Annotated in this window: 14 protein-coding genes; 5 read left to right on the forward strand and 9 right to left on the reverse strand. The window is 58.5% G+C overall.

Features of this window, described 5'->3' with window-relative positions; translation table 11 throughout:
- Positions 1 to 244: 244 nt before the first annotated feature.
- A complete protein-coding gene (locus tag BUB72_RS12530) occupies positions 245 to 586 on the forward strand; it encodes a DUF2794 domain-containing protein (protein ID WP_073144249.1) in 342 nt (113 codons plus the stop codon).
- On the opposite strand, the gene BUB72_RS12535 is transcribed toward BUB72_RS12530, so the two are convergent.
- From BUB72_RS12535 to BUB72_RS12545, 3 genes are all read right to left on the reverse strand, one after another.
- Positions 583 to 1,410: a C40 family peptidase gene (locus tag BUB72_RS12535; protein WP_073144251.1), complete on the reverse strand. Its 828-nt coding sequence runs from the start codon at positions 1,408 to 1,410 to the stop codon at positions 583 to 585. The genes BUB72_RS12530 and BUB72_RS12535 overlap by 4 nt on opposite strands.
- Positions 1,407 to 2,804, reverse strand: a complete 1,398-nt coding sequence (locus BUB72_RS12540) for a leucyl aminopeptidase family protein (RefSeq protein ID WP_073144253.1) — start codon at positions 2,802 to 2,804, stop codon at positions 1,407 to 1,409. Before BUB72_RS12540 ends, BUB72_RS12535 begins: the two co-directional genes overlap by 4 nt.
- A gap of 80 nt (positions 2,805 to 2,884) precedes the next feature.
- The gene (locus BUB72_RS12545; RefSeq protein WP_083588649.1) at positions 2,885 to 3,265 is read right to left on the reverse strand and encodes a hypothetical protein; all 381 of its coding nucleotides are present in this window, start codon (positions 3,263 to 3,265) and stop codon (positions 2,885 to 2,887) included.
- A gap of 145 nt (positions 3,266 to 3,410) precedes the next feature.
- On the opposite strand from BUB72_RS12545, the gene BUB72_RS12550 reads away from it, so the two are divergent.
- Genes BUB72_RS12550 through BUB72_RS12560 form a run of 3 tightly spaced genes read left to right on the forward strand, consistent with a single transcriptional unit; the run spans position 3,411 to position 5,375 of the window.
- Entirely contained in the window at positions 3,411 to 4,058 is a 648-nt protein-coding gene (locus BUB72_RS12550) for a carbonic anhydrase (RefSeq protein WP_073144257.1), read from the forward strand.
- A gap of 24 nt (positions 4,059 to 4,082) precedes the next feature.
- Positions 4,083 to 5,060 carry a sodium-dependent bicarbonate transport family permease gene (locus tag BUB72_RS12555; protein ID WP_073144259.1) on the forward strand — a complete coding sequence of 326 codons (978 nt, stop codon included), beginning with the start codon at positions 4,083 to 4,085 and terminating at the stop codon, positions 5,058 to 5,060.
- A gap of 3 nt (positions 5,061 to 5,063) precedes the next feature.
- Positions 5,064 to 5,375 carry a P-II family nitrogen regulator gene (locus BUB72_RS12560; RefSeq protein ID WP_073144261.1) on the forward strand — a complete coding sequence of 104 codons (312 nt, stop codon included), beginning with the start codon at positions 5,064 to 5,066 and terminating at the stop codon, positions 5,373 to 5,375.
- A 1-nt stretch (position 5,376) separates the two neighbouring features.
- On the opposite strand, the gene BUB72_RS12565 is transcribed toward BUB72_RS12560, so the two are convergent.
- Complete coding sequence (locus BUB72_RS12565; RefSeq protein WP_073144263.1) at positions 5,377 to 7,026, reverse strand: DUF4139 domain-containing protein; 1,650 nt, start codon at positions 7,024 to 7,026, stop codon at positions 5,377 to 5,379.
- 66 nt (positions 7,027 to 7,092) lie between these two features.
- On the reverse strand, positions 7,093 to 8,115 hold the full coding sequence (locus BUB72_RS12570) for an aspartate-semialdehyde dehydrogenase (protein ID WP_073144265.1): 1,023 nt from the start codon (positions 8,113 to 8,115) through the stop codon (positions 7,093 to 7,095).
- A gap of 151 nt (positions 8,116 to 8,266) precedes the next feature.
- Here BUB72_RS12570 and BUB72_RS19245 point away from each other — a divergent pair, with 151 nt between their 5' ends.
- Positions 8,267 to 10,945, forward strand: a complete 2,679-nt coding sequence (locus tag BUB72_RS19245) for an FkbM family methyltransferase (protein ID WP_073144267.1) — start codon at positions 8,267 to 8,269, stop codon at positions 10,943 to 10,945.
- Here BUB72_RS19245 and BUB72_RS12580 read toward each other — a convergent pair.
- The 4 genes from BUB72_RS12580 to BUB72_RS12595 are packed head-to-tail and all read right to left on the reverse strand — an operon-like array spanning position 10,942 to position 13,843.
- Entirely contained in the window at positions 10,942 to 11,670 is a 729-nt protein-coding gene (locus BUB72_RS12580; protein WP_073144269.1) for a glycosyltransferase family 25 protein, read from the reverse strand. The genes BUB72_RS19245 and BUB72_RS12580 overlap by 4 nt on opposite strands.
- Positions 11,667 to 12,728: a glycosyltransferase family 4 protein gene (locus tag BUB72_RS12585; protein WP_073144271.1), complete on the reverse strand. Its 1,062-nt coding sequence runs from the start codon at positions 12,726 to 12,728 to the stop codon at positions 11,667 to 11,669. Before BUB72_RS12585 ends, BUB72_RS12580 begins: the two co-directional genes overlap by 4 nt.
- Positions 12,729 to 12,779: 51 nt before the next feature.
- A complete protein-coding gene (locus tag BUB72_RS12590; protein ID WP_073144274.1) occupies positions 12,780 to 13,148 on the reverse strand; it encodes a hypothetical protein in 369 nt (122 codons plus the stop codon).
- A gap of 8 nt (positions 13,149 to 13,156) precedes the next feature.
- Positions 13,157 to 13,843 (reverse strand): cupin domain-containing protein, encoded by a 687-nt coding sequence (locus BUB72_RS12595; RefSeq protein ID WP_073144416.1) that lies wholly within the window; start codon positions 13,841 to 13,843, stop codon positions 13,157 to 13,159.
- Between the last annotated feature and the right edge of the window lie 20 nt (positions 13,844 to 13,863).

Consider the following 13,863-nt stretch of genomic DNA (forward strand, 5'->3'; position numbering starts at 1 on the left):
GCACAAAAGAAAACCCCCGGTCTGAATATCAGACTGGGGGCTCTTTATTTATGTAGCACCCGACACGGCGATCTGGGTGGGGGCTGATCACACCGCATCGGGCTTGAGCTTACACTCGCTACAAGGCGTGTATCGCCATCAAGTGGGGCGTCATCGGGGACGTAGCGTGGTGATGCTTGGGTCATCACGCGGCATTTTAAAGGCAAGGCTTGATTTGAAATGAAACGCGGCCCACCATACCGGCATGAACCAAAACGCGCCGATCCCCTTCCGCCCGAACCAATCTGAAAAGGTTGCATTTCAGCGGCGCGAGCTAGGCGATATTTTAACGGTCTATGGCCGCATGGTCGCAGCGGGGGAATGGCGCGACTACGGCATTTCGATGCTGAAGGACGTCGCAGTGTTCTCGATTTTCCGGAGGGCGGCAGAACACCCGATCTACCGTATTGAAAAGCGCCCGAAGCTGGCGACGAAACAACAGACCTACGCTGTGATTGGCATGGACGGGCGCATTCTCAAACGCGGGGCCGACCTGCGGCAGGTCTTGCGCGTTCTTGAGAAAAAACTGATCCGCCCCGTCGACTAAATCCGTTTTACAGAAGTTACCGGACCGTCACCCGCAGCCTCGATCCGCGCGATGGCGTCGGACAACGGTTCGTAGGCTACGGCCATGTGATAGGCGTTGGCGTGCAGGATCATGTCGTCCCCCGAGACAAGCGCAACATGGCCCTTCCAGAAAACCAGATCACCACGCCGAGCATCTGCCAGCTCGATCGGGGCGCCGACCTCTGCCTCCTGCATGTCGCTGTCCCGCGGACAATCCATCCCACAACTGCGCCACGCGATCTGTACCAGCCCGGAGCAGTCGATCCCGTGCCGAGTGCCCCCCCCCCAAAGATAGGGTGTTCCCATATAGAGGTCGGCGACTGACACCGGATCGTTCATCCGCTGGTCGATTGGCAGCAAATGCATGGTTGGCACATAGCCGCCGTTGGACAGGCGGGACCAAGTGCCCTCCTCCTCCATCACCTGCACCTCGGAGCCGAGGTAAAGCGCGCCGTTGTTCATAAGCTTCATATTGGGGCCGGGGTAAATATGTGTGCAGGGCATCGCCACCCAATGGCTTGCATCATGGGGGCGGTCGAGCAGGTCTTCCCGCACATAGCCGCAATACCCGTCATGCACCGTTTGCCCGAACGCGAATCCGTTGCGACGCTCCAGCACGTTGAACAAATCGCCATAGATCAGTTGCGACGTGCGCCGGCCTTCGGGCTTTCCAGTAATATCCGCGAAGGCCGCGCCGCATTGGGCAATATCACCGTCCGTGTAGCTTGGCGCGTCGACCACCCCCTTGAGGTGGTTGGCGGCAACACGTCCGTTGGCCGGAGTAACGCGCGGGTCATGGCTCATAGGTTCATCGCTTTCGGCAAAGCTGCAAGGATGGCGCGCGCGCCCATGCCGACACCCCCTTTGGGTCGTCCCGCGGCAGCAACGGGTTGCCAGCCATAGACGTCAAAATGGGCAAATCGCGCTGAGTTAGACACAAAACGGCGCAGGAACAGCGCGGCGGTGATGGTGCCAGCGAAGCCCCCTTTCGGGGCGTTGTCGAGGTCGGCGATGCCCGGTTCAATCAATGGCTCGTAAGGGTCATGGAACGGCAGCTCCCAGACCGGATCGCGTGCCTGCCGCGCTCCTGCTCGCAGCGCATCCGCGAAGGCCGCATCGCCGGTGAAAAATGGCGAGATATCGGGGCCCACAGCCACGCGCGCGGCACCTGTAAGGGTCGCCATGCAGATCATCAAATCAGGCGGCGTCTCATCCGCAAGCGCCAACGCATCTGCAAGCACAAGACGCCCTTCGGCGTCAGTGTTGTTGATTTCGACGGTAAGCCCTTTGCGGGATGTCAGGATATCCTGCGGGCGATAGGCCGATCCGTCGATGGAGTTTTCAACTGCCGGGATCAGCACTCGAAGTTTGAGCTTTAGGCCCAGCGCCATGATCATATGGGCCAGCCCCAACACCGTTGCAGCGCCGCCCATATCTTTCTTCATCAAGCCCATCGACGCGGCCGGTTTGATGTTCAGCCCACCAGTGTCAAAGCATACGCCCTTGCCGACCAACGCAAGCGTCGGGCCTTCATCGCCCCAAGTCATGTCGATCAAACGTGGCGGTGTCGCGGATGCGCGGCCAACCGCGTGGATCATCGGGAAGTTTTCCGCCAACAGGTCGTCACCGGTCACCACTGTAATGGCCGCACCGTGTATCTTCGCGAGCGTCCGCGCGGCGCCTTCTAAGTCATTCGGCCCCATGTCCGACGCGGGTGTGTTGATCAAATCGCGGGTAAGGGTTTCTCCCGCAGCGATGGCCTCTATCCGGTCTTTGTTCACCCCATCAGGGCAAACGAGGCGCGCGCCGTGCGGTGGCTGCGCACGGTATGCCTCGAACGCGTATTGCGACAACAGCCAGCCCAATGCGTGTTCTTCCAGATCGTCTGCCGCGTGGTCGCTGACGAGCTGATACGTTCCAGCAGGTAGTTTGGCGGCAATGGAGGCCATCGGAAAACGCCCGCGCGCGCGCGACTGAGCATCGCCCAAGCCCGCAAGCGCCATGGCAATCGCACCACCGTCGGCGGGTACTGTGCAAATTGTGCCTTCGGCAGCTTTAAAGCCCTGCGCCTTGACCCAAGCCTGCACATCTTGTGGTTGGGATTCCAGCCAGTCATCAAGCGCATCCACGCCGAATGCCAGAAGCCGAACAGCGTCATCGTTGGTGTCGGCAAATTTAAGCCTTGTGTGGTTCAACATCGTCCATGCCTTTGGTGCTGCAGGGGCAGCCTACTGCTTGCTGCGCAATCTGCAAGCAAAGGCGTGTCGCAGACCCGCGTCTAACCCGGCATGTTTTGCATATCCCACACTGCACTGAGCGAACGATCGGCAATACGCCTTAGCCTGTTCAACGTAGCACCCAACGAAACGCCTTCTCTCAAACGTCCGCACGCGGCGACATCATCAGCAACCCGCGAGAACGTCGTCATTCCGATATTTTCGGCGGTCTTTACCAAAAGATCGGCGCGACGGGTCAAAACATCCATGTTTTGTGCCACATACGCGTCTTCAATCGCGACCATTCCCCGTGCCAATTCTTCCATCGCCGTGGTAATCAAAGCCTCGGCACGTGCTTCGCCCATGGACACGCACAGTTCCACCAAACGGTCCGGATCAACCCGAACCGGTTCACGCATTTCGAGTTTCAAAACATCCTGCATAACGCACCCCATTATCCGTGCCCCCTTAAAGCACGCTGCAAACATCGGTGGCGAAACTGAACAAAGTCTTTCCGGCACGGCACGATTTCCCTCGAATTTCTGCTCAATTCGACCTACTTGTGTTCGAAACTTTCAGAGGTACCCCATGCGCACGCCCAAACCCCTGCCGCACTATCTGATCAACCGCTACCATGGCTGGAAGGCCACGACTTATTCGGAGAACGAACCGTGGTACCGCAGGCTTGCCACCGACGGGCAAAATCCGCGCGCCATGGTGATTTCATGTTGCGACAGCCGCGTGCATGTCACCTCTATTTTCGGGGCGGAGCAGGGCGAGTTTTTCATCCACCGCAACATCGCCAACCTCGTGCCGCCGTATAATCCGGATGGCGAGTATCACGGCACATCAGCCGCTATCGAATACGCTGTGGGTACCCTGAAAGTCGCCCATATCATCGTGCTGGGACATTCAAACTGCGGCGGGGTCAACGGGTGCCACGACATGTGCTCGGGCCATGCGCCGGAGCTGGAAGAAAAGACCAGCTTCATCGGGCGCTGGATGGACATTTTACGCCCCGGCTACGAGCGCGTGAAAGATATCGAGGACGAGGCGGAGCGCCGAAGCGCGTTGGAAAAAGAGGCGGTTTTGGTCTCCTTGGAAAACCTCGCAGGCTTCCCGTTCATCGCCCAAGAGATGGAGCAAGGCATGCTAAGCTTACACGGTCTCTGGACCGACATTGGCGAAGGTGGTTTGGAACACTACTTGCCAGAAACCGGATTCGTCCCGGTTTAGACCCCAAACCGCCGGAGGAGCCGCATGGGCGACGTGTTATCGCTGGCAGCTGACAACCTGCTGTCCCCCTTGATCCTGTTCTTTGTCTTGGGCGTTCTGGCCGCGTTCGCGCGATCTGATCTCACCATACCGGAAGCCGCCGCCAAGGCGCTGTCGATCTACTTGCTGTTTGCGATTGGCTTCAAGGGCGGCGCCTCGGTTGCAGCGCACGGAGTTGATGCGGGGTTGATCCTGTCGTTGATTGCCGGTGGGATTTTGTCAGCGACAATCCCGTTCGTGGCCTTCGGACTTCTGCACATCATGACGCAGCTAAGCACCATCGATGCAGCCGCCGTTGCGGGGCATTACGGCTCGATCTCTATCGTGACCTTTGTGGCCTGCACCAGTGCGCTAACCGGACGCGGCTTGGATCCCGAAGGCTACATGGTCGCGGTTGCGGCCATCATGGAAGCGCCAGCGATCCTTTCAGCCCTTTGGCTGGTGTCGCGCAAGGCAGGCGGTAACCAGATGGACGGGAATTTGTGGCGGGAGATATTGCTGAATGGCTCCATCGTGCTGCTGATCGGCAGCTTCGTCATTGGCGCGATCACCGGACAAGACGGGTTAGAGAAAATCGCCAGTTTCATCGTCTCACCGTTTCAGGGCGTTTTGTGTCTATTCCTGCTGGATATGGGCCTTGTCGCGGGTCGCGGGTTGCGGAACAGCGGTAAACACCTGACGCCCGGCGTGTTCGCTTTCGGCATGCTGATGCCATTGGTCGGCAGTTGTTTCGGCCTTGCGGCCGGAATGCTGCTGGGGCTGTCCACCGGCGGAGTTGCGCTGTTCATGACCCTGGGTGCGTCGGCCAGCTATATCGCAGTTCCGGCGGCGATGCGCGTAGCGTTGCCCGAGGCCAATCCGTCGATATATCTGACGCTGTCCTTGGGGATCACCTTTCCCTTCAACCTGACCCTTGGCATCCCGACCTATATCGCAATTGCCAGCAAAGTAACCGGAGGATGACCCATGCAAACCCATGATGCCAAACGCGTGGTGATCACCATCGAAGCCGTGATGGAAAGCCGTCTGACCGACGCCCTGCAAACAGCTGACGTAACGGGCTATTCCATTCTGCCGGTGCTTGGTGGATCGGGGCGGTCCGGCCCATGGAGCCGTGAGGGGCAAGTGAGCCGTGCGGGCGGCATGGTGCAGGTCATCTGCATCGTGCATCCCGACAAGCTGGACAAACTGCTCGACGCGGCCTTTGCGGTGGTCGAGCGGCATATCGGCATCGTGACCGTGACCGACTGTCAGGTTCTACGCGCAGAGCGGTTCTAGGCTACGGCTGCCAGAACAGCTGCTGCCCTTCGGGCCAGTCCATTTCGACGTTCACCCGGACGGTTTTCTTTTCGCCCGGACCGACTTCAAGGTTCCAGACAGACACACCGCGCTTTTGCTCGAAATCACTCTCATCCGGTGACGGGCGCGAACTTGTTGTGATGCTGAGATCTTCCTGCTCTGCATAGGGCAGCGCGAATATGGTTTGGACCTCTTCTGTCGTGGCAAGTAGGTTTTCCACCGAGAACTCCATCTGCTGCATCCGAGTACTGCTGGAAGTCAGGAAGCCACGGTCGCCTGTGTCGTTGTCCAGCAATTTATACTCGAGGCGCAGGCCTTCGAGCGTGCCGAAGGACACTTCGGCCTTGTCGCCCGCAGGGATCAGCGGCAAAGCGCTGCGGCCGACGAACACGCCGTCACGGGAGACCGACATCTGACCGGGCAGGAAGGGCTCCTGCGTGGAGTTGGTGAACTCCGCCATCAAGAACGCGGTTTTGTCGAAGCGAGGTGCTGCGCGATTGAATTCGCGAGCGTCGAAGGTGAAATCGTCCAGAGCAAGGATCAACTCACCACCGCCAGTGGCGAGACTGACTGGCTCGGGATATTCATAGGTGACAGACAGTCCGTCAATAACGGCTTGGGCGCGAGGAGCAGCCAGGACCGGTTCTGGTGCACCCTCATCGGCACGGGCCAGATCAAGGCTGTACTCCGCTTGCGGTGCAGACCTAACAACGGAGCTAAGGCCTGCCTTGCCCTTCGCCTGTATGAACGCTTGAGACGGATAGGGCTCGGTCGGGTTCACCTGCGCAAACGGGTTCGCTGTCGACAGGACCAAATCAACATCCGACCATAATTCGCCGGTAGATTGATACATGACGACCTTACGCTCCATCGCGACGCGCGCATCATCACCGCGGGTCAGGTTCAGGTCGTAATCCGCCCGCCAGCCCGCGTTATAATTCAGGGTGTTCAATGTCAGATTGACCGGACCTGCGTTTGCAGCCTCAACGGACAAGGCCAGAATGGTCACAGAGCCCGTTGGCGGGGATAAGCGGCGCAAGTCCAGCTCGGCCTGTGCGAGGGATTTCTTGGCCTCGTCGCGGGCTTTTTCGTCGTCGCGCAAAGCGACTGAGGCCGCATATTGCTCCGTCCATGCTTTCGCCAATTCATCCGCAACCATGTCGCTTGCTGCGCGCATGGCCTCGGCATCTGCTCCCGTCAGCGAAGCACCGGTTAGCGAGCGAAGATACGCGTTCTTCGCGCCTTGCGCTTCGACAGCAGCTTGGCCGCGCACGACAACGTCTTCCAACGCCTGCAAGGCATCCTTGGCAGCTTCGACACGCTCTGACGCGGCGGTTTGCTCGGGGGAATAGGCCGCTTTCGGGTCGCTCAGAAAATCGTTCAAAACCTCCATCGCGCCAATCGCAAAACCGTCCGGCGCGTTCACGCGCGGCGGGCCGTCGCTGCTGCCAGCTTGATAGGGAACCAGTATCCGGTGTTTGCCTTGCGGCAGGTCGACCGCAATGACGCGCGTGACGGTCGCACCTTGCGGATAGACGGTGACGGAAGTGACGGGCGCAACCAACTGAAAGTCCTCGGCGTAAGCGGCGGACGACAGAAGGGCGGCGGATAGGGCTAGGGAACGGAGCATATGAAAAGGGCCTCAAATCAATTGATCTGAGGCCCAATGTTTCGTGTCAGCAAAGGCTTTGCAAGCCTAGCCTTTTTTCAGGCACCGCGTGCCCAGCGTTTCAGCGATTTGCACTGCGTTCAGGGCAGCGCCCTTGCGCAGGTTATCGCTGACGCACCACAGGTTGATGCCGTTGTCGATGGTGCTGTCCTGACGGATGCGGGAAATGAAGGTCGCAAAGTCGCCGACACATTCGACGGGCGTCACGTAGCCACCGTCTTCGCGCTTGTCGATCACCATGACACCGGGGGCCTCGCGCAGGATGTCGCGGGCCTCGTCTTCATCCAGGTGGTCTTCGAACTCGATGTTGATCGACTCGGCGTGACCCACGAAAACCGGAACGCGGACACAGGTCGCGGTGACCTTGATGTTCTTGTCGATGATCTTCTTGGTTTCAACGACCATCTTCCACTCTTCCTTGGTGGAACCGTCTTCCATGAACACGTCGATATGCGGGATCACATTGAACGCGATCTGCTTGGTGAACTTGCTTGGCGGTTTGTTGTCGACGGGGTTGTAGATCGACTTGGTCTGATCCCACAGTTCGTCGATAGCCTCTTTGCCTGCACCGGACACCGACTGGTAGGTGGAGACGACAACGCGCTTGATCCGCGCACGGTCGTGCAACGGCTTCAGCGCCACTACCATCTGCGCCGTGGAGCAGTTGGGGTTGGCGATGATGTTTTTCTTGGAATAGCCCATCACGGCCTCGGGGTTCACTTCTGGAACCACCAACGGCACGTCAGGGTCGTAGCGGTATAACGATGAGTTATCGATCACCACACAGCCAGCTTTGGCAGCAATAGGCGCATATTTCTTCGTGGCTTCGGAGCCTACCGCGAACAGCGCGATGTCCCATCCGGTAAAGTCGAAGGTATCAAGATCTTTGGTCTTCAGGGTTTTCTCGCCGAAGGAAACTTCGGTGCCGATCGAGCGACGGGAGGCCAGAACCTCGATTGTGTCCACTGGGAACTGACGTTCATCCAGAATGTTCAGCATCTCGCGACCCACGTTGCCCGTGGCGCCTACGACGACGATTTTGTAACCCATGATCCCTTTGATCCTTCTATAGGTCTTGTTTCAGACGGGGCCTGATACTCTTTTGAGACCCGATGGGAAAGGGCCATGTTGCCCCAGCCTTGCCGCGCCGCGCAAAACTGCGTTACACAGATCGCTAAAGTAGCCATATGTGAGCCTTTTCTTGAGCAACCCGACAGACCTAGATCTGGCCCAGTCGACCGAGAGCGGAGGCAAGCTGTTCGCCCGCCTGTGGCGTGGGTACTTGCGCAAACACTGGATGCTTTTCGTGCTGGCCTTCGTGTTCATGGTCATCGAAGGCAGCACCTTGGGTGCGCTCAGCTACATGCTGCAGCCGATGTTCGACCTTGTGTTCGTCGAGGGTCAGGCGAGTGCCATCTGGTGGGTCGGCATTGGAATCTTCGCACTTTTCGTCATCCGCGGCATTACCGGCATCATCCATAAGAGCATTCTGACCGGCGTGTCTTTCCGTGCCTCAACAGAGGTGCAGGTCGACCTGCTGCGGCACACGCTGACCCTTGATAACGCGTTCCACTCCCGCACCTCGCCCGGCTCCATGATCGAGCGGGTTCAGGGGGATGTGACTGCGATCCAAACCCTTTGGAACATGATCCTTGTGAGTGCTGGCCGCGACCTTATTGCGCTGCTGTCGCTTCTGGGCGTGGCGTTGTCGATTGATTGGAAATGGACGCTGGTGGCGATCATTGGCGCCCCGATGTTGGTAATCCCCAGCCTGCTGGTTCAACGCTATGTGCGACGCAAATCGAACTACCTGCGCGACGTGGCTGGCAAACGGACCACCCGTCTGGACGAAGTATTTCACGGCGTCACCCCGATCAAACTGAACCGGATGGAAGAGTATCAGGTCGAGAATTTCTCTGGTCTGTCAGATACATGGGTAAAAGCGACGATCAAAACTACCATCGGGCAAGCCACCGTGCCGGCCTTGGTTGATTTCGCCGTGGGATTCGGCTTTTTCTGCGTCTTGCTATACGGCGGCCCGCAAATCATTGCGGGCGAGAAAACCATTGGTCAGTTCATGAGCTTCTTCACTGCCATGTCACTGGCCTTTCAACCCATGCGCCGCTTGGGCGGAGTTTTGGGCTATTGGGAAATGATGATCGCCAGCCTCAGCCGAATCTTCGGGCTGTTTGATACCAAACCCGCCGTGGCGGATCGAACATCTGACGAAGCCGTACTGGATGGCTCCTCCATCGTCTTCGACGATGCCTCTTTGTCCTATGGTGACAAAGCCGTGTTGAACGGCCTAAGTTTCACCGCGAATTCTGGCACCACCACAGCGCTGGTTGGGGCGTCAGGGGCGGGCAAGAGCACCGTGTTCAACGTCCTCACCCGTTTGGTTGATCCGGCAAGCGGCAAGATCACGATCGGAGGCGTGGACGTCAAAGACATGCCCCTGTCGCAACTGCGCGGCTTGTTCTCGGTCGTGTCGCAAGATGCATTGTTGTTCGATGAGACGCTGCGTGAAAATATCCTGCTGGGTCGTGAAGACGTCGATGACGCGCAGCTAAAACAGGTGCTGGACGATGCACATGTCAGCGATTTCCTGAAAGACCTGCCCGACGGGTTGGAAACCGCTGTCGGCCCACGAGGCAGCAACCTGTCGGGCGGGCAGCGCCAACGCGTCGCCATTGCCCGTGCGCTGCTGCGTGACACACCGATTCTGTTGTTGGACGAGGCGACCAGCGCCTTGGACGCCGAATCCGAAAAGGTGGTCCAAAAGGCTTTGGAACGACTTTCCAAAGGCCGCACAACGCTGGTTATTGCCCACCGCTTGTCCACTGTTCGCGATGCGGACCAAATTCTTGTGCTTGATCACGGTAAGCTGGCGGAAAGCGGGCCGCATGACGAATTGATCGGCAAGGCCGGTATCTACGCCCGTCTGCACGACCTGCAATTCCAAACAGGCACCAAGCCTTTCACCGGAGATATCCCCGTGACGTCCAAGACTTTCACGCGCAGCACTGGCTCCGGCATCTGGCGCAGCCTAAACGGCAAAGAGCGCAATCTTGATGATGCCGATGACAAGCTGCCGTTCGGTCATTTTGCCCCGAATGCGGTGCAACGCGGTATGATTTCACTGGGCAAATCAACCCCGCTCAAACGCGGGGTGTTTCGTGGTGGGTGGACTTCTTCAGTGCTCGCTGCCGGACGTGGGAAGCTAGATATTTACTTCCGCGACTGCGCCTACCGCATCCGCGGCGAGAACAACCTTATCGAATACGGTCTCCTTCTGAACCCGGACTATAACGGCGAGGATTTGGACTTCCTGACAAAAGACGCGCCGGTTGATGCCAATTTCCTGGACCTTGGTTGCAACATCGGGCTGTATGCCCAACCCATGGCCCGTAGCGCGCCGCAGGGCCGCACGCTTGCCATCGACGCAAACCCGCTGATGGTGGACCGCCTGTCGTGGAACGCTGAGGCCAGCGGGTTGGGCAATCTGACCGTGTTCCACTGCGCTGTCAGCGATCAGGAAGGGCGAGGCGACCTGCAAATCCGCAAGGATGATCTGGCAATCGTTGCAGTTGAAGAAACACCCGACGGGGAAATGCCTGTGCGTCGTCTTGATGCCCTGCTGGAAGAGCACGGGATTACGGCGATCTATGGCTTGAAAATCGACATCGAAGGGCATGAGGACAAAGCATTGGTGCCCTTCATGGAGACCGCACCCGACGCATTGCTACCGCACCGGATTGTCATTGAGCACCCCTACCCTGACGCGGATTATCCCGGCTGCACCAAGGCCTTCGCAGCGCGTGGATATGTTTTGGTCACGCGTACCCGAAACAACTCGCTATACGAGTTACCAAGCGCCTAAGTGTGTTTGCGCGATAGCGTTGCGACTTGGTTTCGATAGGTCCAGCGCTTCGCCGCTGCGATCAGTTTTTGCCACAAACTCCGTTTGCGTGACACCGTGCTGCCACCAGATTCCTGCGTCAGATCGGACACCCCAGATGGCACAACGCAATGCGGGCGCACGCCTGTTTCCCAGAATAGCTGAAGAAAGCCGTCAACCGGCCGGTCAATCTGTTCGCTTGCGGAAAGCAGTGAGCGGGCGGCGTCCAAGCTGACGAGTTGCGCCGAAGTCCGCAAGGGAATGACCTGAGGTAGGATGATCGCGACGGGGCCGGATTGCTCCACCACGGAAAACGGTGGTTTGACCGCCCGTACTTGCAACTGGATGTAGCCCAATTCGGCAATATGGGATTCCGCCATAGCAAGCGCCGCGCGAAATTCAGCTGGGTTGATAGCGACGTCATCTTCAAGGATGAGCGCCACTTTTACGTCATTGTCGACCATGTGGCGCCAGACGCTGCGATGGCTTTCAAAACAGCCAACCTCGCCCATGGACAGCGAAAACGGGTAGGCTGGCTGAAACAGCGCTGGGCCGGATATGAAATGGTCCCGCACCGCCGAGTCCATCGCCGCCCCGTCACACGCAGGCCAGATGCGCGCCGGATAGGGTGATTCCTGCATCATGGTATCAACATGAGGGCGGCGTGCGGAGGCGCGTTCCAGATGGATGATAAAGGTTTCGGTCACTGGCGGGCTGCCTCGTTCCAGAGCTGTTGATAGACCGCGTTTATGCCATTGACCTCGGTTTGAATTCCATAGCTATCGCGCGCGACTTGAATAGCGCGGCGTGACATTGCCTCAAGCAGCGACTTATCGCTCAACAAGCTCCGGATCTCGTTAACTGCGCCATACACATCGCCAAGCGACACCACGCGACCAGCCTCGCCCTGCGCAGAGAACGCGCGGAAATAACCGGTATCGGTTGCGACAAACGGCACGCCTGAGGCCATGGCTTCTAGCGGTGTCATTCCGTAGCCTTCGTAGCGCGGCATGGGCACCAGAAGGCTAAGGCCGCGCAGGATTTTTGACAGGTTTTTAGGCTCTATTTCACCTGGAAACAGGATACGTTCCGACAGTCCCGAAGCTTCCACGCGCGCCTTGAGGTCGGCCAAAAACGTCTCGTGCGACCTGCCAGCGCGGCCAATGACCAACGCAGTAGCGTCAGGATGGGATGGCAACACACGGATCATTGCTTCGACAAACTGGTCGGTACCTTTTTCGGGTCTAATACGCCCGACGGCGGCTATCCCGCGTTTGCCGGGGAAACGTGTCGCGGCCCAAGCAGCGGCCCTGTTTTCGGTGGGATGAAAAGCATCCGTATCCACGCCATGGGGCACGATTGCGCGAACATGTGGCACGTATTCTGCGGCGGCTTTGGTCGTCGCAATAACGGCATCCATGCGCGAGATCAGCCAACGCGGAAATGCCGAATGCCGTCGCTGCGCGGCCGAGGTGAAAACGATCTTTATCGGCAGCCTGAGCACGTCGCGCGTCCAGATCGCCGCGCGCATTTCGGTATTGCGTCGCACATGCCAGATCGAGAAGGGGTATCCATCGGGCGCAGTGCGAGACAGAGCACGGGCAGTTTTCAAGTCGATCGGTTTAGGACATTCCGGCAAAGGCTGGCCTACCAGACGCAGATCAAGCCCCTTTGCCTGCGCGCGCACAACCCCTGCGGCGGTCGCGGATACGCCGGTGAAGTTCTTGTTGAAGTTGGTTACAAAAATAGGCGGCGTCTGGGTCATGTCATTTGACTACGCGAGGGAAGCGCGGCGTGCAAACTGTAAGCGAAGCCGCTACCGTCTGACCGCTGCCAGTCCGAGCAATAGCCATCCAAGCAACCCTTGGCTATGCGCTGAAAGGTTGGCATCCGCTTGAAAGCTGAGCAGCCGTAAGATGTGACGAGGCCCCGGCGGCCAGCCAATGACCCATTGCGCCGGCAAACCGTCGATGATGACGCGGTAATACTGGTAGTAAATTTGCGGGGACAGCCAGACGAAGCTGGCAAACACGGCCACCCCAATCACGATCCGCAGTATCAGTGGCCGTTTGGCACCAAGCCGCCATGCAACGTAGCCCCAGCACAGCATCAGGCCCGCGGACATTGCGACAAGCCCGATCTGTTGCGGGGCCGTTAGCGTGAAAAAGCTGTCGGATTCATACAAATCAGGCTCTAATCTGGCGCAAAGTCAGGTTTTTTCGCATATGGGATATGCCCCAGCTTCATCCAGACCCGTGTACCATTGTCACCTGCGTCAGCACGCAAGGTTGCGCCCATGGGCAGCCTTAGCCAATCATGTTTCTCCAAGTCATCGCCACCCTCGGTGGCCGAACCTTCCAGAACCAGAATCTCTCCGCCGTCGGGCAAGTCCAGTTCGATAGACGCACCTGCCTCCCACGCTTCAACACGAACCTCTTCGCGACCGTCACGGAACAAGACTGCGGAACGCACACCGTGTCGATCAGTGTCCGGCTCAAAGTCGAGGGCATTCATATCGGTGGTCACGGCGGTTCGGTCGTCCATATCGAACTGCCACAGCTTCACAAATATTGTACAGCCATCCTTTGACCCCGGCGTGTGGCTGGAGGTTGGAGGATTGCGAACATAGGTCCCAACTGGGAAGTCGCCATGTTCGTCTTGAAAAACGCCCTCAAGCACGATGAATTCTTCGCCACCTGTGTGGGTGTGGGCGGAAAAATGGCTGTCGGGCGCGTAGCGCACAATCGTCGTGGCCCGCGCAACCTCGTCCCCGATGCGATCGAGCATGCGCCTGTCGACACCGCGCATTGGCGACGCGGCCCAATCTATTTGATCGGTGTGGACAACGACGCGTTGTGAAAAGTCTGAATTCAGGTCCATGTCGGCCTCCGCTGGGATTT

Source organism: Litoreibacter ascidiaceicola, assembly GCF_900129235.1.
Taxonomy (GTDB): Bacteria; Pseudomonadota; Alphaproteobacteria; order Rhodobacterales; family Rhodobacteraceae; genus Litoreibacter; species Litoreibacter ascidiaceicola.

What these genes read in the sequence shown, in the direction of transcription:
- BUB72_RS12565 (WP_073144263.1), bottom strand. Translation starts at nt 7,026, where the DNA reads ATGCTCCGTTCCCTAGCCCTATCCGCCGCCCTTCTGTCGTCCGCCGCT.
- BUB72_RS12550 (WP_073144257.1), top strand. Translation starts at nt 3,411, where the DNA reads ATGCGCACGCCCAAACCCCTGCCGCACTATCTGATCAACCGCTACCAT.
- BUB72_RS12560 (WP_073144261.1), top strand. Translation starts at nt 5,064, where the DNA reads ATGCAAACCCATGATGCCAAACGCGTGGTGATCACCATCGAAGCCGTG.
- BUB72_RS12585 (WP_073144271.1), bottom strand. Translation starts at nt 12,728, where the DNA reads ATGACCCAGACGCCGCCTATTTTTGTAACCAACTTCAACAAGAACTTC.
- BUB72_RS12570 (WP_073144265.1), bottom strand. Translation starts at nt 8,115, where the DNA reads ATGGGTTACAAAATCGTCGTCGTAGGCGCCACGGGCAACGTGGGTCGC.
- BUB72_RS12535 (WP_073144251.1), bottom strand. Translation starts at nt 1,410, where the DNA reads ATGAGCCATGACCCGCGCGTTACTCCGGCCAACGGACGTGTTGCCGCC.
- BUB72_RS12540 (WP_073144253.1), bottom strand. Translation starts at nt 2,804, where the DNA reads ATGTTGAACCACACAAGGCTTAAATTTGCCGACACCAACGATGACGCT.
- BUB72_RS12555 (WP_073144259.1), top strand. Translation starts at nt 4,083, where the DNA reads ATGGGCGACGTGTTATCGCTGGCAGCTGACAACCTGCTGTCCCCCTTG.
- BUB72_RS12545 (WP_083588649.1), bottom strand. Translation starts at nt 3,265, where the DNA reads ATGCAGGATGTTTTGAAACTCGAAATGCGTGAACCGGTTCGGGTTGAT.
- BUB72_RS12530 (WP_073144249.1), top strand. Translation starts at nt 245, where the DNA reads ATGAACCAAAACGCGCCGATCCCCTTCCGCCCGAACCAATCTGAAAAG.
- BUB72_RS12595 (WP_073144416.1), bottom strand. Translation starts at nt 13,843, where the DNA reads ATGGACCTGAATTCAGACTTTTCACAACGCGTCGTTGTCCACACCGAT.